Raw genomic sequence first — 25,283 nt, forward strand, 5'->3', positions numbered from 1 at the left:
GTCCATTTACTCAGTCGTGGGCCATGAGGGCCCTGAAGGAGAGCCCCATCCCTATGGTCCGCCGCACCCTGCCTGCTGTTTTCGCCCTGTTGTTCAGTTCGCCTTTATTGGCGGGGCAGCAGACGCTGTTCAGTTTCGTGCGCCCGGCCTCGGTGGTGAATGTTGCGACGGTGGACGCCGGCCTGCCGCAGTACAACGCCGAGCAGACGGCGGGCGGTGAGGTGTTGCGGCGGGTGGTATTCAACCCGGCCGAGCGGCCGACCCTGCGCTTGAGCCCGCAGAGCGGCGTGTGGGACTGGTCCGCCGGGCGCTGGCTGACGTTGCGCCTGCAAAGTGGCATGGATTGGGCGCTGACTGTGGATGTGACCGTGCAGGGCAGCGATGGCCGTACGCTCACGAGCAGGGTTGACCTGCCCGCAGGGCCTGCGCAAACCGTGATGGTGCCGCTGGCCGCCAGCTCGCCATCGAGCCAGGGTATGCGCGCCGGCCCGCCCATGCCGTGGAGCTTTGGCGGCCAGCGCCTGCTGCTGGCCAGCAGTGCTGGCGCACTCGACCTCAAGCAGGTGGCGTCGGTCAGCCTGAGCATTCCCGGCCCCAAGGTGGCCCAGAGCCTGTTGATCGAGCGCGTCGGCATTCAGGATGACGACCAGGCGTATCAGGCAGCCTACCGTGACCTGATCGACAGCTATGGGCAGTCCACCCGCGCCAACTGGCCAGAAAAGGTCGCCAACGACGACCAGCTCAAGGCAGCCGATGGCCGTGAACAGCAGCAGTTGAAGGCATGGCTGGCAGAGCGTGGCAAGCAGCCACTGGATGATTTCGGCGGGCTGATGGCGGGGCAGGCGTTTGAGGCCAAAGGTTTTTTCCGCACTGAAAAACGCGATGGGCGCTGGTACCTGGTAACGCCGCAAGGCCACCCGTTCTATTCGCTGGGCGTCAACGCCGTGGCTGCGGACGGCGGGCGAACCTATGTGCAGGGCCGTGAGGGCATGTTCAAGGGCTTGCCTGAGGCCGGCAGCATGCTTGCCGCCTTCTATGGCGAAGGCAACAACGACGATGGCAATGCATCTTCAGCGGGGCGCAACTTCAAGAAAGGGCGCTGGTTCGACTTTTACGCGGCCAACCTGCAACGCACTTATGGCAAGCCGTGCCCGCCCACCGGGCCTGAGCAACCGGCCAACTGCCCACCCGCCGCACTGGATGCTGCCCGCTGGCAGGGCCATGCACTGGACCGGCTCCAGGCATGGGGCTTCAACACCCTGGGCAACTGGAGCGACCCGGCGTTGATCGAGGCCGAGCGCATGCCTTATACCCTGCCGCTGTCGATCGTCGGGGATTACGCCAGCATCAGCACCGGCATGGACTGGTGGGGCAGCATGCCGGACCCGTTCGACCCCCGTTTCGCCATGGCCACCGAGCGTGCGGTCGCCATCGCTGCGCGGGATCACCGCGACGACCCTTGGCTGGTCGGCTACTTCGCCGACAACGAGCTGGCCTGGGCAGCCCCCGGCGCCGACCCCAAAGCACGCTATGGGCTGGCCTACGGCACCTTGCGCCTGACCACCGACGTGCCGGCCAAGCGTGCGTTTCTCAAGCAGTTGCGCGACAAGTACCGCAACCAGGAGGGCCTGTCCAAGGCATGGGGCATTGAGTTGAGCGCCTGGGAACTGATGGAAGACCCGGGTTTCGAGGGGCCGTTGCCCAGCCCGGAGCACCCGGAAATCGAGCGTGACTACCAGTACTTCCAGCAGGTATTTGCCGAAACCTACTTCAAGACCATTTCCGACTCGTTGAAATGGCACGCGCCCAACCACCTGTTGCTGGGCGGCCGTTTTGCGGTGAGTACACCCGAGGCGGTGAAAGCCTGTGCCGAGTTTTGCGACGTGCTCAGCTTCAATTTCTATACGCTCCAGCCGCAGGATGGTTACGACTTCGCCCGCCTGGCCGAGCTGGACAAGCCGGTACTGGTCTCGGAATTCCAGTTCGGCTCGCGTGATCGCGGCCCATTCTGGCCAGGCCCGCTGGAGGTGGTACGCGAAGAGGACCGCGGTCCCGCCTACGGTCGTTTCCTCAAGGCCGCCCTCAGCCAGCCGATGATCGTGGGCGCACACTGGTTCCAGTACCTGGACCAGCCCGCCAGCGGGCGGCTGCTTGATGGTGAGAACGGTCATCTGGGGCTGGTCGCCATTACCGACGTGGCCTACCCGGGCTTTGTCGAGGCGGCGCGCAGGAGCAACCTGGAGGCCTTGGCCCAGTTGCGCGGGTACCTGGAGAAACCCAAGGCGCAGTGACCGGTTTGCAAAACGCCCAACTACTGAAACAATGCACGCCATTTTCGCAATGTGCCGTACGGAGAACAGCGGGTGCAGATCCAGGGTCACTATGAACTGAAGTTCGAAGCGGTACGCGAGGCGTTCGCCGCCCTGTTCGACGACCCCCAGGAGCGGGGCGCCGCGCTGTGCATCCAGGTGGGTGGCGAGACGGTCGTGGACCTGTGGGCGGGCACTGCCGACCGGGACGGGCAGCAGGCCTGGCACAGCGACACCATCGCCAACCTGTTTTCATGCACCAAGGCCTTCACCGCTGTCACGGCCTTGCAGTTGGTGGGCGAGGGCAAGCTCGACCTGGATGCACCGGTCGCCCATTACTGGCCTGAATTTGCCCAGGCTGGCAAGCAGGCGATTACCCTGCGCCAATTGCTCAGCCACCGGGCCGGGCTGCCTGCTATCCGTGAGGTGCTGCCTGCCGAGGCGCTGTACGACTGGCAGGCCATGGTCGATGTGCTGGCCAGAGAGGAGCCCTGGTGGGTGCCGGGTACTGAGCATGGCTATGCGGCCATTACCTACGGGTGGCTGATCGGTGAACTGATCCGCCGCGCAGACGGGCGCGCACCGGGTGATTCGATCGTGGCGCGCACGGCTCGCCCCCTGGGCCTGGATTTCCATGTTGGCCTGGATGACCAGGAATTCGAGCGGGTGGCCCACATCGCCCGAGGCAAGGGCAACCCGGGCGACGAAGCGGCGCAGCGGCTGCTGCAGGTGACCCTGCGCGAACCCCACGCGTTGTCGACCCGCGCCTTTACCAACCCCCCGGCCATCCTTACCAGTACCAACAAGCCGGAATGGCGGCGCATGCAGCAGCCGGCCGCCAACGGCCACGGTAACGCACGAAGCCTTGCCGGGTTCTATGCAGGCTTGCTGGACAGCAGCCTGCTGGAGTCCGAGTTGCTTGACGAGCTTACCCGCCAGCACAGCCTGGGCCAGGACCGCACCCTGCTGACCCAGACGCGCTTTGGCCTGGGCTGCATGCTCGATCAGCCCCAGGTGGCCAACGCCACCTTCGGCCTGGGTGCCCGCGCCTTTGGCCACCCGGGTGCCGGCGGCTCGGTGGGGTTTGCCGACCCTGAATATGATGTAGCCTTCGGGTTCGTCGTCAACACCCTGGGGCCCTACGTGTTGATGGACCCGCGGGCGCAGAAACTGGTGCGGGTACTTGCGCAATGCCTTTGATCGGGTAATGCGAGTATTGCCCAGGCTCTTTGACTATCCTCAATGCCAATGCCTGAAGAGTGTGGGCAAAATTTCTTTCTAATTCATGGTGTATCGCTGATGTCTTCACATAAAACCTTAGCACTCGCCCTGTGCCTGGCCGCTGTTACCGGCTGCGCCAGCCAATCCCAGGGCACCGCCAAAAGTGCCAGTTCGAGCTGGTGGCCGTTCGGTTCGGACAAGGTCGCCGACCAGGAAGTGAAGCAGGCGGTCACCGAGAATGTGGCCAAGGCTGACGCCAAGTCCAGCAGCGGCAGCCGTTGGTGGTGGCCGTTTGGCAACGAAGAAAAACAGGCAGAGGGCCCGGTGGTGCCGAAGATCGACCAGAAGGCCACCCAGGCCTGGCTGGACGAGTACGAGCCCAAACTGCGCGAGGCGATCAAGGACAGCAAGCTGGAGCTGGAGCGGCGCGACAACGTGCTGGCCGTGACGCTGCCGGTGGACGGCTCCTACAACCCGGACCGCCCGAACATGCTGCTGCCTATGACCCTGGGGCCGATCACCCGCGTGGCCAAGACGGTGGAAGGTGACCCCAAGACAGCCGTACTGGTCCTGGGCCATGCCGATACCAGCGGTGTGCCAGTAGCCAACCAGAAGCTCAGCCTGGAACGCGCTGCTTCCGTGTCTGCCATCTTCCGCCTCAGCGGGTTGCAGCGTGATCGGTTGATTCTCAAGGGCATGGGTTCGGTGATGCCGCGTGCCGCCAACGACAGTGCAGAAGGCCGCGCCCTCAACCGCCGTGTGGAAATGCTGCTTACCCCGCAAAACACCATGGTCGCACTGCTGACCAAATATCAGCAGGCAACCCCGGCACCGGCGCCGGCGTCCATGGTCGCGGCGCAGGATGCCAAGGCCCCGGTTAGCAAGGCGGCCGAGAGCAAGCCTGCGGCCAAGAGCGCAACCAAGGCCGCGGCCAAGAAGCCAGCAGCCAAGGCCAAGGCGTCTGCCAAAGCACCCGCCAAGAAAAAAGCCGCCCCGGCCAAGCCGGTGGCCAAAAAAGCTACCACCGACAAGAAAGTAGCTGCCAACAGCCCTGCGAAGACCAACTGATCGTCAAGGAACGCAGCAATGACCCAAACCCTGGCCGATATGCGCCGCGACTACACCCGTGATGGCCTGGCCGAGGCCCAGGCCCCCGCGGAGCCTTTTGCCTTGTTTCACCAATGGTTCGGCGATGCGGTAAAGACCGAACAGGCGCCTGTCGAGGCCAATGCCATGACCCTGGCCACGGTGGACGGTGAGGGGCGCCCGCATTGCCGGGTGTTGCTGTTGAAAGGGCTGGACGAGCGCGGTTTTACCTTCTTCACCAACTACGACAGTGCCAAGGGGCAGCAACTGCGGCAAAACCCCTTTGCCGCGATGACCTTCTTCTGGCCGGCGCTGGAGCGCCAGGTGCGTATTGAAGGCCGGGTGGAGAAGGTAACGGCCAAGGAGTCCGACGACTATTACCAGGTGCGCCCGCTGGGCAGTCGCCTGGGCGCCTGGGCCTCGCCTCAGAGCCAGGTCATTGCTGGCCGTGAGGCTCTGGAGGCCCTGGTCAAGGCCACCGAAGCGCGCTTTTCCGACACCCAGCCCCATTGCCCGGAACACTGGGGCGGGTACCGCCTTCTGCCGGAGCGAATCGAGTTCTGGCAAGGGCGTGCAAGCCGATTGCACGACCGCTTGAACTACCGCAGTGTCGACGGGCAATGGCTGCGGGAGCGCCTGGCCCCCTGATGCCCAGGGCTGCATGGCGGCCCCTCGTCAGCTCAGCCGGGGTAGGCGGCCGCCTCACGTTCCAGCCACCCGGCCAGCTGCTTGCGCTTCACCTTCTCCACGCGTGCCTGCTGCAACCTTTGCAGCATGTACGCCTGCTTTTGCGGGTCCGTGCCGGCCAGCGACAACGCCAGGTCGCGGTCCATCCAGCGGCGCATGCGCACGTACAACCACCCATGGAAATACAGCCCCGCAACGGTGGCGACCACGACGATGAAGTAATCCATGGCTATCCTTGGTCTGAATTGAAGGCTGCATGCAGCGGCGCGTCTGTACGCCAGCTGAATGAAAACAATTTTATGACGTTTGCGTCGTGACAGCCGTCAACGTGCAGCGTCTAATGAACACCTGACCTCTGGAGATTGTACCCATGCGTAAATCCGCTTTGCTGTTGGCGACCTTTACCACCATGTCGTTGCTGCTGGGTGGCTGTGCCTCAAGCCTGAGCGGTGACAGCTATTCGCGCGACGAAGCCCGCCGTGTTCAAACCGTACGTTTAGGCACCATCGAATCGCTGCGCCCCGTCAAGATCGAAGGCACCAAGACCCCAATCGGCGGCGGCGCCGGCGCGGTTGTCGGTGGCCTGGCCGGCAGCGCCGTGGGCGGCGGGCGCGGCAGTATCGTAGCGGCCGTTATCGGTGCTGTGGCGGGTGGCCTTGCGGGCTCTGCCGCTGAAGAAGGCATCACGCGCACCCAGGGTGTCGAAATCACCGTGCGTGAAGACGACGGCAGCATGCGTGCCTATGTACAGGCCGTGCAGGAAAACGAAATCTTCCGTGTGGGTGACCGGGTACGCATCATGACCGTTGATGGCACCAGCCGCGTATCCCACTGACGAGCGGCACGTAATAAAAACCCCGAACTGGCATGAGCCAGTCGGGGTTTTTTTATGCCTGCTAGAGGGCAGCCGCGCGCGAAACCTTGTTAGAGGCCAAGCATATCCCGGGCAACTGCCTCGGCAATACGAATCCCGTCGACGCCTGCCGACAGAATGCCGCCCGCGTAACCTGCGCCTTCACCTGCCGGGAACAGCCCCTTCATGTTCAGGCTCTGGAAGCGTTCGTCACGGGTGATGCGCAGCGGTGATGAGGTCCGCGTCTCGATACCGGTGAGCACGGCGTCGTGCAGGTTGTAGCCTTTGATCTGCCGGTCGAACGCCGGCAACGCCTCGCGGATAGCCTCGATGGCAAACGCTGGCAGGCTGGGGGCAAGGTCGCCCAATGTGACACCCGGCTTATAGGACGGCTCTACGCTGCCCAACGCGGTCGATGGGCGGCCTGCGACAAAGTCACCCACCAACTGCGCCGGGGCCTGGTAGTTGCTGCCGCCCATCACATAGGCGTGGGCTTCCAGGCGCTCCTGCAGTTCGATACCGGCCAGGGGGCCGCCCGGGTAATCGCGCTCGGGGTCGATGCCCACGACGATACCCGAGTTGGCATTGCGCTCGTTACGCGAGTACTGGCTCATGCCGTTGGTGACCACGCGGCCCGGTTCGCTGGTGGCCGCTACCACGGTGCCGCCCGGGCACATGCAGAAGCTGTAGACAGAACGGCCATTCTTGGCGTGGTACACCAGCTTGTAGTCGGCTGCGCCCAGCTTCGGGTGGCCGGCATACTTGCCCAACCGAGCCTTGTCGATCAGGGTTTGCGGGTGCTCGATACGAAAGCCTACCGAGAACGGCTTGGCTTCCATGAACACGCCCTTGGCGTGCAGCATGCGGAACGTGTCGCGCGCACTGTGGCCCAGTGCCAGAACGACATGGCGGGCGTGCAGCTGCTCACCGCTTTCCAGTACCACGCCGGTCAGCTGGTCGCCTTCGCTAAGCAGGTCGGTGACCTTCTGTTCGAAGCGTACTTCGGCACCCAGCGCGATCATTTCCTGACGCATCTGCTCGACCATGCCGGTGAGCCGGAACGTGCCGATGTGGGGCTTGTTGATGTACAGGATCTCGTCCGGTGCACCGGCTTTGACGAACTCTTCCAGCACCTTGCGGCCGTGGTGCTGCGGGTCTTTGATCTGGCTGTACAGCTTGCCGTCGGAGAAGGTACCGGCGCCGCCTTCGCCGAATTGCACGTTGGACTCCGGGTTGAGCACACTTTTACGCCAAAGGCCCCAGGTGTCCTTGGTGCGCTGGCGCACTTCCTTGCCACGCTCGAGAATGATCGGCTTGAAGCCCATCTGTGCCAGCAGCAGGCCCGCGAAAATGCCGCAGGGGCCAAACCCGACCACGATTGGGCGTTGCGGCAGGTTGGCCGGCGCCTGGCCCACGTACTTGTAGGTGACGTCGGGTGCGACAGTGATGTTGCGATCGTCAGCGAACCTGGCCAGCAGTTCGTCTTCGTTGCTGGCGTGCAGGTCGATGGTGTAGATGAACAGCAGCTCGCTGTTCTTCTTACGTGCATCGTAGCTGCGCTTGAACAGGTTGAAGCTGAGCAACTGCGCGTCGGCAATGCCCAGGCGCTGGACAATGGCCTCGCGCAGCGCTTCGTCGGGGTGGTCCAGGGGCAGCTTCAGTTCGGTGATTCGTAGCATGGCAGGGTCCAGTATCCCGGCCATTGGGCGGCCGGCGGCTTAACACAAACCGCCAAGTATAAGCTGTTAGCCGCCCTGACTGGCAGGTTTAAAGCACCCGGTCATCAGTCGTCGCGCGCGCCGCCATAGTAACCGCAGCCTTGCAGGGTGGTGCCATCGACACGCAGTTCGGCCCGCAGATGGTTGACGGTGCCGGTGGCCGGGTCTACGCAGCGCTGTGGCGCAACCCACAGTTCTACCTGTTGCCCATTGGCCTCGCTGGTCAGGGTCAGGCCGCCGCCGGGTACCTGTTCTTCCAGAAAGGGCAAGGGCAGGGGGGGCTGGCCCGCGCGGTTCAGCACCATGCCACGGCCGCTGGCCTTAAGGTCCCAGTCAGGTGTGTGCCCGCTGGCGCGCAAGGTGAGTTGCTTGAAATTCGGGTCTGCACAGGCGCCGGCAGTGGACTCCACTCGGTACAGGCGTCGTACATCCAGTTGGCCATCGGTATTGGCCTGCTTGCTGCCGGTCAGGCGCCCCCGCACGTCGGCGAACAAGGTGTCGTTGGCGCTTTTGGCAAGGTTGGCGGCTTCTTGCAGGATACCGGTAGCCGCGGCATCGTTGACGATGAACGAACGGCTTTCGTTGCACGGCTTGAACAGCAGGTGGCCGCCGGCGGCGCGCAGTTCACCTTGCATGCGGGTAGTGCCTACATTGGGGTCGGCAGGGGCTTCACCCATGAGTTGGCAGCCGGCGAACAGGGGCAGCAGTGCCGTGATGAGCAGGGTGGGGGTGAGGCGCATGGTGCGGGCTCCGCAGAATCGTGGCCAAAGAGCCGGTCACGTTACCCAGGCTGGTGGTGGATCTCAAGTTAATGGTTGGGTGTCAGGGGATTGGGGGCCGCAGCGCAGCCCCCAACGTTTAATCAACCGCCCAGGTAGGCGTCGCGCACTTTCGGGTCGGTCAACAGGCCTTCGCCGGTGCCTTGCATCACCACCCGGCCGTTTTCCAGCACATAGGCGCGGTCAGCGATCTTCAGCGCCTGGTTGGCGTTCTGCTCCACCAGGAACACGGTGACGCCATCGCGGCGCAACTGTTCGATGATGTCGAAAATCTGCTGGATGATGATCGGTGCCAGGCCCAGCGAGGGTTCGTCCAGCAACAACAGCTTGGGCTTGCTCATCAAGGCCCTGCCAATGGCCAGCATTTGCTGCTCGCCACCGGACATGGTGCCACCGCGTTGGGTGTAGCGTTCTTTCAGGCGCGGAAACAGCTGCAGCACCTTGTCCAGTTGCGCCTGGTAGTCGCCCTTGTCGGTGAAAAAGCCGCCCATCGCCAGGTTTTCCTCGACAGTCAGGCGCGCGAACACGCGGCGGCCTTCCGGCACCACCGCAATGCTCTTGCGCATGATCTGCGAAGAGGGCTGACCCACCAGTTCCTCTCCCAGGTACTTGATGCTGCCGCTGTGCGCCTGGGGCGAGCCGCAGAGGGTCATCAACAGGGTCGACTTGCCGGCGCCGTTGGCGCCGATCAAGGTCACGATTTCGCCCTGGTTGATCTCTACGTTCACGCTGTGCAGGGCCTGGATCTTGCCGTAGAAGGTGGAGACGTTTTCAAACTTCAGCATTTACGCTTCCCCCAGGTAGGCTTTGATCACTTCAGGGTTGTCGCGGATTTCCTGGGGGGTGCCGTGGGCCAGGGGGGTGCCCTGGTTGATCACCACGATATGGTCGGAGATGCTCATCACCAGCTTCATGTCGTGCTCGATCAACAGCACGGTCACGTTGTGCGACTCGCGCAGGTAGGCGATCAGCGCTTTGAGGTCTTCGGTTTCCTTGGGGTTGAGCCCCGCGGCCGGTTCGTCGAGCATGATGATGCGCGGGCGGGTCATCATGCAGCGGGCGATTTCCAGGCGGCGTTGCTGGCCATAGGCGAGGGTGCCGGCGGTACGGTTGGCGAACTCGGTCAGGTTGACCTTCTCCAGCCAATACTGCGCGCGCTCCATGGCTTCCTTTTCGCTGCGACGGAAGCCCGGCGTTTTGAACAACCCCGCAAAAAAGTTGGTGTTCAAGTGCCGGTGCTGGGCAATCAGCAGGTTTTCCAGCGCGGTCATTTCCTTGAACAGGCGCACGTTCTGGAACGTGCGCACCACGCCCCTGCGGGCGATCAGGTGACCGGCAAGGCCCTGGATCGGCTGGCCGTCGAGCAGGATGCTACCGCCACTGGGCCGGTAGAAACCGGTGAGGCAGTTGAATACCGTGGTCTTGCCGGCACCGTTCGGGCCGATCAGCGCCACCACTTGTTTTTCTTTGACGGTCAGGGCTACGCCGTTCACCGCCAACAAGCCGCCGAAGCGCATGCTCAGGCCGCTGACTTGCAGAATTTCGCGGCTCATCGACGCAGCTCCATGTGGGGGCGTTGCATCGGCAGCAAGCCTTGCGGACGCCAGATCATCATCAACACCATCAGGGCACCGAACATCAGCATGCGGTACTCACTGAACTCACGCATCAGCTCGGGCAGCAGGATCATCACGATGGCCGCCAGGATCACACCCAGTTGCGAGCCCATGCCGCCCAGCACCACGATGGCGAGGATGATCGCCGACTCGATGAAGGTGAAGGACTCCGGGGTGACCAGGCCTTGGCGGGCGGCGAAGAAGCTGCCGGCAAAGCCCGCGAAGCAGGCGCCCAGGGTGAAGGCCGAGAGTTTGATCACGGTTGGGTTGAGCCCCAGTGCGCGGCAGGCAATCTCGTCTTCGCGCAGCGCTTCCCACGCACGGCCGATGGGCATGCGCAGCAGGCGGTTGATGACGAACAGTGCCAGCAAGGCAAGCAACAGCGCCACCAGGTACAGGAAGATCACCTTGTTGATGGAGTTGTATTGCAACCCGAAGAATTCGTGGAAGGTCTGCATGCCTTCAGCCGCGCGGCGTTCGAAGGTCAAACCGAAGAACTCGGGTTTGGGGATGTTGCTGATGCCGTTGGGGCCGCCTGTCCAGTCGGTGAGGTTACGCAGGAACAGGCGGATGATCTCGCCAAAGCCCAGGGTCACGATCGCCAGGTAGTCACCGCGCAGGCGCAGCACCGGGAAACCGAGCAGGAAACCGAACGTGGCGGCCATCAGGCCGGCGATCGGCAGGCATACCCAGAAGCCCCAGCCCATGTAGTGCGACAGCATGGCATAGGTGTAGGCGCCTACGGCATAGAAGCCGACATACCCCAGGTCGAGCAGCCCGGCAAGGCCCACCACGATGTTCAGGCCCAGGCCCAGCAACACGTAGATGAGGATGAGCGTGGCGATGTCCACCGCACCGCGGGAGCCGAAGAAGGGCCACACCAGCGCAGCCACGATCAGGCCCATGATCACCCAACGTTGGGTCTTGGGCAGCGTCAGGTAGTTGCTGACGGCCGGCGGGATCAGCTTGCGATCCGAGCGGCGGCCCATCACCGAGCTCCACTGCTTGTCGAACAGCACCCGTAGGAACATCAGCACCGAACACACGGCAATGATGGTGAGGGTGAACGAGCCCTGGCTGTGCACGGCCAGGCTGATGCCGTCGATGCTCAGTTTCAGGCCCAGTACCGGGAAGGCCACGGCCCACACCAGCAAGGCGCTGAAGAACGCCTGTTTGAGATTTCTGCTCATACTTTTTCAACCTCCGGGCGGCCCAGAATGCCGGTCGGCCGGAACAACAGGACAAGAACCAACAGGCCGAACGCAACCACGTCCTTGTATTGGTCGCCGAAGATGTCGGCGCCGAACGCTTCGGCCACACCCAGCACCAGCCCACCGAGCATGGCGCCCGGAATGCTGCCGATGCCGCCCAGTACCGCTGCCGTGAAGGCCTTCAGGCCCACCAGGAAACCGGCGTTGGGGTTGATCACCCCATACTGCATGCTCAGCAGTACAGCCGCCACGGCGGCCAGGGCGGCGCCAATGACGAAGGTGAGGGCGATGATGTTGTTGGTGTTGATGCCCAGCAAGTTGGCCATCTTGATGTCCTCGGCACAGGCGCGGCAGGCGCGGCCCAGGCGGGAACGGGAGATGAACAGGGTCAGGCAGGTCATGGCCACGAGGGTAACCACGAACACCAGGATCTGCATGTAGGACACCAGGACTTCTTCCGCGCCCCCTGGCCCGAACGAGAAGCTGCCGGGGATCAGGTTGGGGATGGACTTGTCCTTGGAGTCTTGCGAAAGCAACACGGTGTTCTGCAGGAAAATCGACATACCGATGGCAGAAATCAGCGGGATCAGCCGGTTGCTGTTGCGCAATGGGCGGTAGGCAACCCGTTCGATGCTGTAGCCATAGGCACTGGTGACGCAGATCGTCGCGACGAAGGCCACGGTCATCAGGATCGGCAGCGAATGGATACCCATCATGGCCAGGCCCGCCAGGGCCATGAAGGCCACGTAGGAACCAATCATGTAAACCTCGCCGTGGGCGAAGTTGATCATGCCAATGATGCCGTACACCATCGTGTAGCCGATGGCGATCAAGGCATAGGTGCTGCCGATGGTCAATCCATTAACCAGTTGTTGGAAGAAATGGTAGATCTCAGGCATTACAGCGCTCCTAAAAACCTGATTTGCATTTCGCTGGCCGGGGTATGGCCAGGAAACCGCGGGTGACGGTTTTAAGATTTTCAGGTGAGCCCGCCCCCGGATCGCGGGGGCGGGCCCATGAACCTCGTAAAACAAAGCCCACTGCTCGCACAGTGGGCTTCTACGGTCAGCTATTAGTCACGCGTGTTACTGAGGGGAGACTTCGGTCTTCGGTTTGCCGAAGTGCCATTCGTAGACCACGAACTTGAAGTCTTTGAGGTCGCCTTTGGCGTCGTAGGACAGCTCGCCAGTCGGGGTCTTGAAGGTACCGGCGTGGATGGCGGCTGCCACCTTGTCGGTATCTTCGGAGCCGGCTTTCTTGATGCCCTGGGCGATCAGCTCAACTGCGGAGTAGGACGGGAACACGAACGGGCCGCTTGGGTCTTTGCCGTCAGCCTTGATGGCGTCGACGATCTTCTTGTTCTCCGGGTCGGCGTCGAACGACTTCGGCAGGGTGACCAGCAGGCCTTCGGAGGCATTCTGGGCGATCTGCGAGATGGAGTCGTTGCCCACGCCTTCCGGGCCCATGAACTTGGCTTTCAGGCCTTTTTCCTGCGCTTGGCGCAGGATCAGGCCCAGCTCTGGGTGGTAGCCACCGTAGTAGACGAAGTCGACATTGTTCTGCTTGAGTTTCTGGATGATGGACGAGAAGTCCTTGTCACCGGCGTTCAGGCCCTCAAACACGGCAACTTTGACGCCTTTGCCTTCCAGGGTTTGCTTGACCGCAGTGGCGATGCCTTCACCGTATTGCTGTTTGTCGTGCAGCACGGCCACGACCTTGGGCTTGACGTGGTCGGCGATGTAGTTGCCTGCCGCCGGGCCCTGAGCGCTGTCCAGGCCGATGGTGCGGAAAATCATCTTGTAACCGCGAGCGGTAATTTCCGGCGACGTTGCGGCCGGGGTGATCATGATGATGCCTTCGTCTTCATAAACGTCGGAGGCTGGCTGGGTAGAGCTGGAGCACAGGTGGCCGATGACGAACTTGACACCATCGTTTACCACACGGTTGGCGACCGCCACGGCCTGTTTAGGGTCGCACGCATCGTCGTATTCCTTGGCTTCGAGCATCTTGCCGTCGACACCGCCTGCAGCGTTGATGTCCTTGATGGCCTGCTTGGCGCCGATGAACTGCATGTCGCCGTACTGGGTCACAGGGCCAGTCTTGGGCCCGGCGATCCCGATCTTGATGGTATCGGCGGCAAACGAATGGCTGGCTACCCCGGCCAGAACCATTGCGGCGAACAGCTTGGAAATCTTGATCATAGTGCTCCACTCATTCTGTTGTAATTCTTATAGTCCTGGCGGCCAGGGCTACAGACCGGGCGGGATTTGCGGCGCGGTCATGCCAACGCGCAAGCCCACCTTCCCCGGAACATGTCCCGGAACTGTACCGGTACAGTGTAGAGCGCTGCCCGAGCGCTTGAAAAGCGGTCGAAAAGTGCCTATTTCGCGGGTTGTCGCTTGGTTGACACAAAAGTACAGAAAGGCGCCATTAAAAAGCCTGATTCTGCAGCCAGGCCCCACCCATGCGGGGCCAATCGACCAAATTGCATATTTGAAACCGGGTTTTTCTGCAAAAATGCCGGCCTTTGTTATTGGCTATTTTTGCGGATACCACCCATGACGGATGAAACAAGCACCCTCTATGCCAAATTGCTGGGTGAGACGGCAATCATTGAGTGGAAAGCGCTGGAGCGCTTCTGGGCCAAGGGTGACCTGATTTGGGTCGACCCTGCTCTCGACCTGATCGCTGTGGCCGAAGCAATGGCTGAAAACCGCAGCGATCTGTTCGCCAAATGGCGCAGTGATGGCACTGTGGGGCCAGTCTCTGCCGACCAAGCGCTTGACCTGCAAACCCGCGACCCAGAGATCTGGGCGGTGGTGGTGTCGCCGTTCATCGTGATACAGGTCAAAGGCGCAGCGTACGCGTGATCGTTTTTGGTGCGCGCAAATTCGCAGTCGCACCGTTGCAGTGCTCGTTTATGCTCAAGGTGGGTAGAGGTAAGTAACAATTCGGCGTGGCGGTAACAGTTTACGGCATGCGTAAAGCGGCGGTGGCTGGCCCGGGATTGGGCATTCGAGATAGGCTGCCGAGATGTAAGCCACTGCCAGGAGTCATGATGAGCACTGATCTTCCCTCGTTGGCCTTTGCCGGTATCGGTTTGATGGGGCTGCCCATGTGCCGGCGCCTGCTGGCTGCCGGGTACCCGTTGACGGTGTGGAACCGCAGCCCCGACAAGTGCGACGCGCTGGTCGCCGCCGGGGCACGGCGCGCCGCCAGCCCTGCCGAGCTGAGCCGTGATGCCGATATGGTACTGCTGTGCCTGGCGGACACCACGGTGGTACGCGAGGTGGTGTTTGGCGAGGCCGGTATCGCGCTGGGCGGGCGCAGTGGCCAGTTGCTGATCGACCTTTCCAGCCTGGAACCCGGTGCCACGCGTGAGATGGCTGCCGAGCTGGCAGCGCTGTGCGGCATGGCCTGGCTGGATGCCCCCGTATCCGGCGGCACCCCTGGTGCCGAAGCCGGTACGTTGGCGATCATGGTGGGCGGTGACGTGCACGACCTGCACCGCGCCCAGCCGGTGCTGCAGGTATTGGGGCAGCGGGTCACGCATATGGGCGCAGTGGGGGCTGGGCAGGTCACCAAGGCCTGCAACCAGATGATCGTGGCCTGCAACGCCCTGGTGATTGCCGAGGTAATTGCTCTGGCTGAACGTTCAGGTGTTGATACCCGGTTATTGGCTGAAGCACTGGCGGGTGGTTTCGCCGACTCCAAGCCGCTGCAGATACTCGCCCCGCAGATGGCAGCGAGCACCTACCAACCGGTTAAATGGCACGTTCGCACATTGCTCAAGGACCTGGACAACGCGGTGAAGCTGTCCCGCGAGCAGGGCGCTGCAACCCCGATCAGTGGCCTCGCCGCGCAGTTGATGCGCCTGCACGCAAGCCAGGGTTTTCTGGACCAGGATCCGTCGACCTTGGTGGAGCAGTACCGGAGCAAGCCGTAAGGGTCACCGCCGGTGGGCGCAGGCGTAGCAACAGCGGGCGCAGCTCGGCCAGTGCAGCCGGCCGGCCGAGCAGGTAACCCTGCAGGCAGTCACAGCCGTGATCCTGTAGAAACGCCTGCTGTTCGGCCTTTTCCACCCCCTCGCTTACCACCTGCAGGTGCAGGGTGTGGGCCATCGCGATAATCGCCTGGACGATCTGGCAATCTTTGAGGCTGTGCGGTACGTCTTGCAGGAATGTTCGGTCGATCTTCAGCACATCCAGCGGCAGGCGCTTGAGGTAGGCCAATGACGAGTAGCCGGTGCCGAAGTCGTCAATGGAAAGCGTCACGCCCAGTGCGCGTATACACTTGAGCACGTTGACGGTGCGCTGCATGTCGCCCATCAGGGCGTTTTCAGTTACTTCCAGCTCGAGCAGTGTGGCAGCAAGGCCTGTTTCGGCCAGCACCCGCTCCACTTCATTGGGCAGGGCATCGTGGCTGAGGGTCACGGCCGAGCAGTTGACCGTGACCTTGAAGCCACTAACCCCCTGGCGCTGCAGCAGGGCAAGGTCGGTGCAGGCACGGCGCAGCACCCACAGGTCCAGGTCGATGATCAGGCCGTTGGTTTCGGCAATGCCGATGAAACGGTCAGGCCCCAGCCACCCGTGTTGCGGGTGTTGCCAGCGAACCAGGGCTTCAAGTTTGGCCACCAGGCCAGTACGGGCATCAAAAATGGGTTGGTAGTGCACAGTCAGCCCGCGCTCTTCGAGCAACGCCAGGCGCAGTTCCTCTTCCAGCTGCAGCGCGAGGGTGGCCTGGGTCTTGAGGCTGTCGTCGAAAAAATGCCAGCCGTTGCGGCCATTGGCCTTGCACTGGTAAAGGGCCAGGTCGGCATTTTTCATCAGTTCTTCGGCGCTGGTGCCATCGTCTGGAAACAGGCTGATGCCAATGCTGGTGGTCATCACCATGCGCCGGCCACCGAGGTCGATGGGGTCCTTCATGCGCTGCAGGATACGCTGTGCCAGGTGTTGTGCCTCCTCGCGCCCGCTCAGACTGGTGACCACGCAGAACTCGTCGCCCCCCAGGCGCGCGACCAGGTCCTGGCTACGGGTGGCGGCCTTGATGTGGCTGGCGATCACGGTCAGCAACCGGTCGCCGGCCGGGTGACCTAAGCTGTCATTGATACGTTTGAAATGGTCGACATCCAGGCACATGACCGCCATGCGGCCTTCGCAAGCCTGATGCTCGGCAAGGCGCTCGGCAAAGACCTGGTTGAAGCCTCGTCGGTTGACCAAGCTGGTCAGTGCGTCGTAGTGCGCAGCCTGTTGCAGGGAGGCGCGGGCCTGGTCCAGTTGGCCAAGTAGCACACTGACCCGGCGCAGGTCATGCTCCTTGCTCTGCAGCTTTTTGTCAGCCAGCGCCGCACTGATGCTGGCGCCGCTGATCAGCAGGGTAATGAAGCCCACGCCCAGCCCCAGTTGCAGGCTGTTGTCAGCAGACGGCAGGCGGATTGCCATGTCCGTTGGGATCACCAGTGTCATGGCCGACATGGCGGTGAAATGGGTAGCAACGATGCCCCCCGCCATCACCAGGCTGGCAGCGTATTTCATCGACTGGTGCAGCCTGCCGCTGCCTTTGCGGAAGTAGCGGGCCAGCCACAAGGCCGACAGGCTTGTGAACAATGCGATCACGGCGCATACCAGCAGCAAGTCGGTGCGGTAATACTGAACAGCGCCGGTTTGCATGGCCGCCATGCCTACAAAATGCATGATCACGATGCCCAGGCCGATCAGCGCTGCGCTCTGCACGTAGTGCCGGGTGTGCATTTGGTGCCGGCCAAAACTGTACATTGCCCAGCAGGCAACTATCAGCGCAATCAGCAACGAAAGCGCGGTGAGTGTCACGTCGTAATGAACTTCCAGCGGCACCTGGAAGGCGAGCATGCTGATGAAGTGCATGGCCCAGATGCCGCCTGCCAGGCAACAGGCGCCCAGTAACGCCCAGCGTCGATAGGCTGCGGTGTTTTCGCTGCTGCACTGGCGTTCGGCCATGTCCAGGGTGGCAAAGCAGCCGGCCCAGGCCACCAGGTAAGCCAGTAGCACCAGAACGGGTTCGTGTCGGCAGTCCATCACCACATGGCCAGTGGCGGGAAGGTCAGCAAACAGTCTTAGCTCAATCCACTCCATGGAACGCCCCGTTATCGTGTATCCGCACGCACGATCGGTGCAGACCATCCGAGGAGTATAGGGAACGGGGCTCAGGCCATCATCGAGTAATGGCACATTGACTACAACGATTTGGATATCGGAGGTATAGCACGGGGGAATATGCGGGGTATGGAAAGGTTCAGGAGCGGCCAGCCACGGGCCGCTCCTGTTTCAACTTAGGCTAGCCGGCTACCAGTACGCGAATTGCCTCAAGACGCAAGGCCGCCTTTTCCAGCATGGCCAGGCCTTGTTCCCGTTGCTTGCGAAGGGCTTCGACTTCGCTTTCGCGCACGCTCGGGTTGACCGCCTGCAGTGCTACCAGGCGCGCCAGTTCCTCATCTGCCTCAGCCGCCAGACGGCGTTGGGCTTCGGCTACGCGCTCAACGTGGCTGGGTAGCACTTTCTCTTCGCCGCTGCTGATGCGTTTGGCCAGTACGTCACGTTGCGCTTGCACGAACTTGTTGGCGCTGGCGCGCGGCACGCTCTCGAGCTGATCGTTCAGGGTTTCGAAGGCCACGCGGGTGGCCAGGTCGTTGCCATTGGCGTCCAGCAGGCAGCGCAGGGCGGCGGGTGGCAGGTAGCGGCCCAACTGCAGGCTGCGCGGAGCCACCACCTCGCTGACGAACAGCAGTTCGAGCAACACCGTGCCGGGCTTGAGGGCCTTGTTCTTGATCAGCGCCACGGCGGTGTTGCCCATCGAGCCGGACAGCACCAGGTCCATGCCGCCCTGTACCATCGGGTGCTCCCAGGTAAGAAACTGCATGTCTTCGCGCGACAGGGCCTGGGCGCGGTCGTAGGTGATGGTGACACCCTCGTCGTCCCCCAGCGGGAAGCTGGCGTCGAGCATTTTTTCGCTCGGCTTGAGAATCAGTGCATTTTCGGAATGGTCTTCGCTGTCGATGCCGAACGCATCGAACAAGGTTTCCATGTAGATAGGCAGGGCGAACTGGTCGTCCTGTTCCAGAATTGCTTCGACCAGTGCTTCGCCTTCGCCGGCACCCCCGGAGTTGAGTTCCAGCAGGCGGTCACGCCCGGTGTGCAGCTCGGCTTCCAGGCGCTGGCGTTCTGTGCTCGCTTCTGCCACCAGGGCATCCCAGGGCTTGTTGTCCTGGCCTTGCAGCAACGGCAACAGGCGCGGGCCAAACTGGTGTTGCAGGGCGTTGCCAGTGGGGCAGGTGTTGAGGAAGGCATTGAGGCCTTCGTGGTACCACTGGAACAGGCGCTCCTGCGGCGTGCCCTGCAGGTAGGGAATATGCAGCTCGATGGTGTGCTTCTGGCCGATCCGGTCCAGGCGCCCGATGCGCTGCTCCAGCAAGTCAGGGTGCGCTGGCAGGTCGAACATCACCAGGTGATGGGCGAACTGGAAGTTGCGCCCCTCGCTGCCGATTTCCGAACATACCAGCACCTGGGCGCCGAACTCTTCGTCGGCGAAGTACGCAGCGGCGCGGTCACGCTCAAGGATACTCATGCCTTCGTGGAACACCGATGCCGGTATGCCAGAGCGCACGCGCAGGGCATCTTCCAGGTCCATCGCGGTTTCGGCGTGGGCGCAGATCACCAGCACCTTGGTGCGCTTGAGCATTTTCAGGGTGTCGATCAGCCAGTCGACCCGCGGGTCGAAGCGCCACCAGCGCTCATCGTCTGCCACCTCTCCCTGGGCCTGGAAGGCCACTTCGGGGTACAGCTCGGCGTGCTCGCCGACCGGCAGGTTGCCGTACTGTTCTGGGGCGGGCAGCGGGTAGGCATGCAACTGCCGCTCCGGGAAGCCCTGGATTGCCGCACGGGTGTTGCGGAACAGGACGCGACCGGTGCCGTGGCGGTCCAGCAGTTCGCGGATCAGGCGGGCGCTGGCCTGGGTGTCGCCATCGCTGACGGCAGCCAGCAACGCTTCGCCTTCGGCCCCGAGAAAGCCCTGGATGGTGGCATGGGCCTTGGGCGACAGGCGGCCTTCGTCCAGCAATTCCTGAACGGCCTCGGCCACGGGCCGATAGTGCTCGCTTTCGGCGCGGAAGGCGGCCAGGTCATGGAAGCGGTCAGGGTCCAGCAGGCGCAGGCGGGCAAAGTGGCTGTCCTGGCCCAGCTGTTCCGGCGTGGCGGTGAGCAGCAACACACCCGGGATCACCTGGGACAGTTGTTCGACCAAGGCATATTCGGCACTGGCCTGTTCTTCGTGCCAGACCAGGTGGTGAGCCTCGTCGACTACCATCAGGTCCCAACCGGCAGCGAACATCGCGTCCTGGGCCTTTTCATCTTCCACCAGCCATTCCAGGGCAACCAATGCCAGCTGCGCGTCCTCGAAGGGGTTGCTGGCATCGCTTTCAATGAAGCGCTCGGCATCGAACAGGGCGACTTGCAGGTTGAAGCGGCGGCGCATTTCCACCAGCCACTGGTGCTGGAGGTTTTCCGGCACCAGGATGAGCACGCGGCTGGCACGGCCAGACAGCAACTGGCGATGAATCACCAGGCCGGCCTCGATGGTTTTACCCAGGCCCACTTCGTCGGCCAGCAGAACCCGAGGGGCGCTGCGGTCGGCGACCTCGCGGGCAATGTGCAATTGGTGCGCAATCGGTTGCGCGCGGCAACCGCCCAGGCCCCACAACGCTGACTGCATCTGCTTGCTGGTGTGGTGCAGCGTGTTGTAGCGCAGGCTGAACCAGGGCAGCGGGTCGATCTGCCCGGCGAACAGGCGGTCGCTGGCCAGGCGGAACTGGATGAAGTTGGACAGCTGGGTTTCTGGCAGCGTCCGCGGCTGGTTCTGGCCGTCCAGGCCGTGGTAGACCATCAGGCCGTCGATGTCCTCGACTTCCCGAACGGTCAGCTTCCAGCCTTCGAAATGGGTGATCTGGTCGCCCGGAGAAAAGCGCACGCGGGTCAGCGGCGCGTTGCGCAGGGAGTACTGACGGGTATCGCCAGTGGCCGGGTAGAGCACGGTCAAGAGGCGGCCATCCTGCGCCAGGATGGTACCCAGGCCGAGCTCTGCTTCGCTGTCGCTGATCCAGCGTTGCCCCGGTTGATACTGCTGCGCCATACTGCCTGAACTCCCGCGATGAAAAAGCCGATTATGTTAACGGATCGGCCGGCCAGACCAAAGTGCCGAGTGCACCTTCTGGCGCCGAACGGTGATGGCAAATGCGTCATTCTAGCCGTTTCATCGCCTCATGCCGTGCTGCTCGAGGGTCGTTCATCAACATGTCTGCCAAGCATCACTGGACAAGCACTGGCCTGGTGGCTGGCTGCCTGTTGTTGGCCGCGTGCCAGCAGAAGAACTTCGAGACACTGCCTGCCATCCCCGTCGAGCAGTTGGAGGTGTTGGGGGTGCAGGCGCCGATCAAGAGCGTGCACTTTCGCGACCGTGATGGCGAAGGCTTGCTGGTGCTGAGCCGCAGCGATGGCCAGGCCAGCGACCCGGACAGCGAACAGGAAGTGGACAAGGTGGTGCTGAAAGCCACCCTGTACGGGCGCAGTGCAGAGCGCGAGGCATTCAAGCCCCGCTGGCAGATCGAACAGGAAACCACCTGCCCAGGCCTCGACCTGGATGTGGACTTCTACGCCGACGTCAGCGATGTCGGCGACCTCAATGGCGATGGCGTTGCCGAAGTGACCGTCGCCAGCCATGCATACTGCGGCGGGGGGATCGACCCCCATGACATCGCCATCGAGATGCGCGAGGGGCAGGCCGTGTACACCATCACCGGGCAGTCGCTGATTACCCCGGCCGGCGAGGAGCCGATAGGCGGCGAACGCGTGGACAGCGCTTCGCTCAAGGCCGCATCGGCGCAGGTTCGAGCCCATATGGATGCGGTGTGGCAGCAGGTGTACAAGCGGCCTTGGAGCGAAGTCAGCCCCCCAGCCGACGACGACCCGGATGACGAAGCCGAATAATTGTTGTCCATGACATCAAGGTCAATTCGCGCCTGCCGATACAGGAGCATAGGAGAACGTCCATGCTGCCACCGATCATCCCGCTCAGTGCCGTACCGGTGACCTCGCAACAGGACCCGGTAAAACCTACCCCGGATATCAAGCCGGTGGTGCCGGCGCAGCCGGCTTCCGGCGAAAGCGCCATCGATCTCAAGCAGCAGCGCGACCCCCAGGAGCAGGAGCTGCTGCTGCGTGAAGAGCAGCGCCGGCAGCAACAGCGCCAGCGTCAGGGCGATCAGCAGCGTTTCAGTGCGCTGCCGGGTGACGAGGTCAATGCCGACAACACGGTGCCTGTAGCACCGTTGATGGGGGAGCCCGTGCGTCAGGGCCTGCTGGTTGATATCGAAGTCTGAGGCAGGGCTGGTCAGCGCCTGCCCCTGGCGTCATCATGCAATCTCCGTAGATCGTCGAGCCCGAGCATGAGCCAAGACAACCTCATCGATTTCGATGCCGAGCGCGCCAAGCGCGTGCATGACCTCAAAGAAAAGCGCCTGAACGAGATGCGCAACGCGTTCGAGCAGGCCTTGCCGTTGAATGCCTCCAAGAAGAAGCCCAAGCGCAAGCCCAAGAAGCGCTGAAACTTGACGCAGGTCAAGCCTGCGCCCGCCTCGTGTGCCCGCCCCCGGGCACCCTCCATACCCATTGACACCGGTCAATTTTCCCCGCCCGCAGATTGGTTAACTTAGCCCCATCGGACAACGGCACACGAATGGAGGCCAGCATGTTCTTCGACAACGTGGTTATCGCAGGCGTGGTAACGGTTGGGTTGATGGTGGCTTTCTTTGCCGGTCTGGGCATTTTCATCTGGAAGGACTCGAACAAGCGCAAAGGGCGCTGACCTTTCAGGTACACGAGCACGCAAGGCATTTAGGGCGACTTCGGTCGCCCATTTTTTTTGCCTTGACGCTTTGTATTCAAGAGCGCGCGCTCAGCGTCGCTTGGCGTACGTGTCTTTCAACTTCATCGGGAGGTTAGGTGATGGCCATCACATCGCAGGACATCTGCAGCGCTGCCGAACAGCTCAAGGGTTTTGTCGGGTTCCATGGCAAGCGCGGCTGCCACATTGTGCGCTTTTCCGAGGATTCGTTCGGCATGGATGTCGCCGACGCCAGTATCACGCCGTGCAACGAGTTCATCTGGCGCCACGAGCAGGGGCAGCGCATGGCGCTTTGCCGTGAACGGCTTGCCCTGCTGTTGGCGCAGCATGTGGATGACCGCCTGAATATCAGTGAGCCACTACGGGCCTACCTGCGCCGCAGTGACCTGCCCGAGATTGTGGCTGAGCGCAAGTTGCAGGTGGCTGCCCAGGTCAGCGGGCAAGGGACATGAGGTCTGGCATTTCGTGCAGCCCTTGCGTGCCGGCATGCAACCGGTGCGCGACCATGACTTGATCGCGGCCGGCGCCTTTGGCCGTGTACAGCGCCCGGTCTGCCTGTTCCAGCCAGGTGTCGGAGGTATCAAGGTGGGCGCCGAACGGGCACAGGCCAATGCTGAGGCTGATGCGCAGGGTGGGCAGCTGCGGGTTGCGGTAGCTGCCAACCCGCTCGCGCAAGCGTTCCATCGCCTGGCAGGCCTGCGCCTCGCTGGTGTCTGGCAGGATCACGCAGAACTCATCGCCCCCGTAACGCCCGGCCTGGTCGCCTTCGCGCAGGGTGCGACGCAGCTCGGCGCTCAATTGACGCAGTACGCAGTCGCCGATGACGTGGCCAAAGGTATCGTTGATTGCCTTGAAGTGGTCGATGTCGATCAGTGCAATGACTGCGTCGCTGCGGTGTTTCCTGCATTTCTGAAAATTCAGCATCAGCAGGTCCTTCCAGGCGCCATGGTTGAGCAGCCCGGTCAGGCTGTCGGTAAGGCTCAGCGCGCCAAGCCTTCGCTTGTGCTCGGCAAGCTTGATTGCCAACTGATAGCAGACCCAGCCCAGCGCCATTGGATAGAGGGTGAGCATGGGCAGGCTGGCGTAGACTTGCAGCGTGGTGGCCTCAAGCTCCAGCCCGGGGCCGAGCAACAGTACAGCAACGGCCATGCCGCCCAATTGCGCCAGTGCGCCGCGCAACACCAGGCGTTTCCCGCCGGCCGACACGTTGTTCATGGTCATCATCGACAGCACGGTAACTGTCGGCAGTGGGTTGAAATGCATGGCTGCGGCCCAGAACCCGCCCATCAGCGAGTCGAGCACAAGGTTGCGCTGTTCTGCCTGGTACGGCGCCTCGGAGCGTGCAGCCCACTGGTAGGCAAGGTGGGGCCATACCAGGCCATTGAACAGCATGAAAGCCCACACCCAGGGAGGGGGCGAGAGCGGCGCCGTGCCTGCCATCACACACAATAAGCCGATGCCCATGCCAAAAACACGCGGCAGGTAGATGCGCTTGGCGAATGAAAGGCCCTTGCCGGAGCGTGTGTTCATGCTGTGGAATCCCTGTCAGGTAACCGTTTATCGCATAAATCGCATGAATATTGTGAAACAGTGTCTCGCCTCCGAACACTGGCCTTACAGGCCAATTCAAGGTTGATGCGATCACTGGCCGGGCGGTGCAGGGCTGGGCTGTCGGCAACGGCTGCCAAGTGCAAGGGTTTGGGGCGCGGGGGATTCGGGAGGAGGGGGGCCACCTGGTCCTGATGTGGGGCAGGGCCAGGTGGGCGATGGTCAGCGCTAGTGAGTGGCGCGGTCCTGTTCTGACGCTTTTTCGTCCTCGAGCAGTTTCGACGGCGGCTTGCCGCTGTCGCTGCGTACTTGCGCGTGGCTGATGAGGGCGAAGATAAAACTGCCACCTATGATGTTGCCTGCCAATGTAGGCAGTGCAAAATGGAGCCAGAAGCTGCTCCAGGTTTCTTCACCGGCCCACACCAGGTAGGACACCTCCACCGAACCCACCACGATGTGGGTGAAGTCGCCTAGGGCCATCAGGTAGGTAATAAGCAGGATGATCCAGATCTTGGCATTTTCCATGGAGGGGATCATCCATACCATGGTGGCGATCATCCAGCCCGACACAATGCCCTTGGCGAACATCTGGCCGATGTCGTTCTCCATCACCTTGTGCCCCACCTCCAGGAAGGCAAGGTCGGTCTTGGTGTCGAAGATCGGCAGCTCCAGCATTACCCATGCCACCAGCAGCGTGCCGGCGAGGTTGCCCACCAGTACCACCCCCCACAGGCGCAGCAGGCGACCGAAGTTCGCCAGGGTGGGCGTGGTCATTACCGGCAGGACGGCGGTAAGGGTGTTTTCGGTGAACAACTGCTGCCGCGCCAGGATGACGGCCAGGAACCCGGCGCTGTAACCGATGCTTGCAATGACCTGGGCGCTTTCGCCGTCGGGTAGGCGGGAATACAGCAGCCCCATGGCCATCAGCGACAAGCCCATGGACAACCCGGCTGCCAGGGCAGACCACCAAAGCGCAGCCAAGGTCCGTTCCAGCTCCTGGTCGCCCTGAAGGCGTATGGTTTCGTGCAGCACCGCCGCCCTGGGCGGCTGGTTTACGCTGACTTCCTGCTGTTCATCCGCAGACAAGCCCGGGGTTTTATCGCTGTGCGCGTCGCTCATCGCCGCTACGCTCCGTGGTGGGTTTCTCTACAGATCCACCGGGCCCTCATTTAGTTGCCGCGCAAGTGCCCGGGCACTGCAAAAGTTTTTTCAGATCAAGGTGTTGACTCCCAATTTAAACCGCGTATTATTCGCCACCTCGCAGCGATCAACGCTTCGGGGCGAGTCAGGTGTTGTTGAGTTTGATAGCTTCTCTGGAAGCTTTTG

The 25,283-nt window shown here is 62.5% G+C and carries 24 protein-coding genes; 12 read left to right on the plus strand and 12 right to left on the minus strand.

The annotated features are described in order from the left end of the window. The first annotated feature begins 53 nt into the window (after positions 1 to 53). From APH25_RS17285 to pdxH, 4 genes are all read left to right on the plus strand, one after another. On the plus strand, positions 54 to 2,291 hold the full coding sequence (locus tag APH25_RS17285; RefSeq protein WP_060482781.1) for a beta-galactosidase: 2,238 nt from the start codon (positions 54 to 56) through the stop codon (positions 2,289 to 2,291). 72 nt (positions 2,292 to 2,363) lie between these two features. Next, entirely contained in the window at positions 2,364 to 3,509 is a 1,146-nt protein-coding gene (locus tag APH25_RS17290; RefSeq protein WP_060482782.1) for a serine hydrolase domain-containing protein, read from the plus strand. A gap of 99 nt (positions 3,510 to 3,608) precedes the next feature. Further along, a complete protein-coding gene (locus APH25_RS17295) occupies positions 3,609 to 4,598 on the plus strand; it encodes an OmpA family protein (protein WP_060482783.1) in 990 nt (329 codons plus the stop codon). Positions 4,599 to 4,616: 18 nt separating this feature from the next. Then, entirely contained in the window at positions 4,617 to 5,264 is a 648-nt protein-coding gene (gene pdxH / locus APH25_RS17300; protein WP_060482784.1) for a pyridoxamine 5'-phosphate oxidase, read from the plus strand. A gap of 32 nt (positions 5,265 to 5,296) precedes the next feature. On the opposite strand, the gene APH25_RS17305 is transcribed toward pdxH, so the two are convergent. After that, positions 5,297 to 5,530: a hypothetical protein gene (locus APH25_RS17305; RefSeq protein WP_060482785.1), complete on the minus strand. Its 234-nt coding sequence runs from the start codon at positions 5,528 to 5,530 to the stop codon at positions 5,297 to 5,299. A gap of 143 nt (positions 5,531 to 5,673) precedes the next feature. On the opposite strand from APH25_RS17305, the gene APH25_RS17310 reads away from it, so the two are divergent. Next, complete coding sequence (locus APH25_RS17310) at positions 5,674 to 6,138, plus strand: glycine zipper 2TM domain-containing protein (RefSeq protein WP_060482786.1); 465 nt, start codon at positions 5,674 to 5,676, stop codon at positions 6,136 to 6,138. An 89-nt stretch (positions 6,139 to 6,227) separates the two neighbouring features. On the opposite strand, the gene APH25_RS17315 is transcribed toward APH25_RS17310, so the two are convergent. The 7 genes from APH25_RS17315 to APH25_RS17345 all read right to left on the minus strand — a co-directional run bounded on the left by APH25_RS17315 (position 6,228) and on the right by APH25_RS17345 (position 13,681). Continuing rightward, complete coding sequence (locus APH25_RS17315; protein ID WP_028633209.1) at positions 6,228 to 7,835, minus strand: NAD(P)/FAD-dependent oxidoreductase; 1,608 nt, start codon at positions 7,833 to 7,835, stop codon at positions 6,228 to 6,230. 104 nt (positions 7,836 to 7,939) lie between these two features. Next, on the minus strand, positions 7,940 to 8,614 hold the full coding sequence (locus APH25_RS17320) for a COG3650 family protein (RefSeq protein WP_028633208.1): 675 nt from the start codon (positions 8,612 to 8,614) through the stop codon (positions 7,940 to 7,942). 122 nt (positions 8,615 to 8,736) lie between these two features. Next, the gene (locus APH25_RS17325) at positions 8,737 to 9,438 is read right to left on the minus strand and encodes an ABC transporter ATP-binding protein (protein WP_028633207.1); all 702 of its coding nucleotides are present in this window, start codon (positions 9,436 to 9,438) and stop codon (positions 8,737 to 8,739) included. Continuing rightward, positions 9,439 to 10,206, minus strand: coding sequence for a high-affinity branched-chain amino acid ABC transporter ATP-binding protein LivG (gene livG, locus APH25_RS17330; RefSeq protein WP_060482787.1), 768 nt, complete (start codon positions 10,204 to 10,206; stop codon positions 9,439 to 9,441). It lies immediately after the preceding gene. Beyond that, on the minus strand, positions 10,203 to 11,459 hold the full coding sequence (locus APH25_RS17335) for a high-affinity branched-chain amino acid ABC transporter permease LivM (RefSeq protein WP_028633205.1): 1,257 nt from the start codon (positions 11,457 to 11,459) through the stop codon (positions 10,203 to 10,205). The genes livG and APH25_RS17335 overlap by 4 nt, the downstream gene beginning before the upstream one ends. Next, complete coding sequence (gene livH, locus APH25_RS17340) at positions 11,456 to 12,379, minus strand: high-affinity branched-chain amino acid ABC transporter permease LivH (RefSeq protein WP_028633204.1); 924 nt, start codon at positions 12,377 to 12,379, stop codon at positions 11,456 to 11,458. Before livH ends, APH25_RS17335 begins: the two co-directional genes overlap by 4 nt. 186 nt (positions 12,380 to 12,565) lie before the next feature. After that, positions 12,566 to 13,681 carry a branched-chain amino acid ABC transporter substrate-binding protein gene (locus APH25_RS17345; RefSeq protein WP_028633203.1) on the minus strand — a complete coding sequence of 372 codons (1,116 nt, stop codon included), beginning with the start codon at positions 13,679 to 13,681 and terminating at the stop codon, positions 12,566 to 12,568. Positions 13,682 to 14,038: 357 nt separating this feature from the next. On the opposite strand from APH25_RS17345, the gene APH25_RS17350 reads away from it, so the two are divergent. Further along, the gene (locus APH25_RS17350; protein ID WP_060482788.1) at positions 14,039 to 14,350 is read left to right on the plus strand and encodes a DUF2288 domain-containing protein; all 312 of its coding nucleotides are present in this window, start codon (positions 14,039 to 14,041) and stop codon (positions 14,348 to 14,350) included. 188 nt (positions 14,351 to 14,538) lie between these two features. Further along, on the plus strand, positions 14,539 to 15,426 hold the full coding sequence (locus tag APH25_RS17355; protein ID WP_060482789.1) for an NAD(P)-dependent oxidoreductase: 888 nt from the start codon (positions 14,539 to 14,541) through the stop codon (positions 15,424 to 15,426). Here APH25_RS17355 and APH25_RS17360 read toward each other — a convergent pair. Together APH25_RS17360 and rapA are read right to left on the minus strand one after the other, a co-directional pair. Beyond that, positions 15,326 to 17,590 carry a bifunctional diguanylate cyclase/phosphodiesterase gene (locus tag APH25_RS17360; protein ID WP_060482790.1) on the minus strand — a complete coding sequence of 755 codons (2,265 nt, stop codon included), beginning with the start codon at positions 17,588 to 17,590 and terminating at the stop codon, positions 15,326 to 15,328. The genes APH25_RS17355 and APH25_RS17360 overlap by 101 nt on opposite strands. 202 nt (positions 17,591 to 17,792) lie before the next feature. Further along, positions 17,793 to 20,639 (minus strand): RNA polymerase-associated protein RapA, encoded by a 2,847-nt coding sequence (gene rapA / locus APH25_RS17365; RefSeq protein WP_060482791.1) that lies wholly within the window; start codon positions 20,637 to 20,639, stop codon positions 17,793 to 17,795. 161 nt (positions 20,640 to 20,800) lie between these two features. On the opposite strand from rapA, the gene APH25_RS17370 reads away from it, so the two are divergent. The 5 genes from APH25_RS17370 (at position 20,801) to APH25_RS17385 (ending at position 22,861) form a co-directional block, all read left to right on the plus strand. Then, on the plus strand, positions 20,801 to 21,493 hold the full coding sequence (locus tag APH25_RS17370) for a M949_RS01915 family surface polysaccharide biosynthesis protein (protein ID WP_028633199.1): 693 nt from the start codon (positions 20,801 to 20,803) through the stop codon (positions 21,491 to 21,493). 62 nt (positions 21,494 to 21,555) lie between these two features. Next, complete coding sequence (locus APH25_RS17375; RefSeq protein ID WP_060482792.1) at positions 21,556 to 21,885, plus strand: hypothetical protein; 330 nt, start codon at positions 21,556 to 21,558, stop codon at positions 21,883 to 21,885. Between the two features lie 66 nt (positions 21,886 to 21,951). After that, positions 21,952 to 22,110, plus strand: coding sequence for a hypothetical protein (locus APH25_RS25725; protein WP_169338811.1), 159 nt, complete (start codon positions 21,952 to 21,954; stop codon positions 22,108 to 22,110). 143 nt (positions 22,111 to 22,253) lie between these two features. Further along, complete coding sequence (gene ccoM, locus APH25_RS26110) at positions 22,254 to 22,370, plus strand: cytochrome c oxidase subunit CcoM (RefSeq protein ID WP_028633197.1); 117 nt, start codon at positions 22,254 to 22,256, stop codon at positions 22,368 to 22,370. 140 nt (positions 22,371 to 22,510) lie between these two features. Continuing rightward, positions 22,511 to 22,861, plus strand: coding sequence for a DUF2025 family protein (locus APH25_RS17385; protein ID WP_060482793.1), 351 nt, complete (start codon positions 22,511 to 22,513; stop codon positions 22,859 to 22,861). Here the strand turns inward: APH25_RS17385 and APH25_RS17390 are convergent. After that, entirely contained in the window at positions 22,842 to 23,939 is a 1,098-nt protein-coding gene (locus APH25_RS17390; protein ID WP_060482794.1) for a diguanylate cyclase, read from the minus strand. The genes APH25_RS17385 and APH25_RS17390 overlap by 20 nt on opposite strands. Before the next feature lie 246 nt (positions 23,940 to 24,185). After that, on the minus strand, positions 24,186 to 25,076 hold the full coding sequence (locus APH25_RS17395) for a formate/nitrite transporter family protein (RefSeq protein WP_060482795.1): 891 nt from the start codon (positions 25,074 to 25,076) through the stop codon (positions 24,186 to 24,188). Between the last annotated feature and the right edge of the window lie 207 nt (positions 25,077 to 25,283).

The sequence above is a fragment of the Pseudomonas sp. NBRC 111119 genome (assembly GCF_001320125.1).
Taxonomy (GTDB): domain Bacteria; phylum Pseudomonadota; class Gammaproteobacteria; order Pseudomonadales; family Pseudomonadaceae; genus Aquipseudomonas; species Aquipseudomonas parafulva.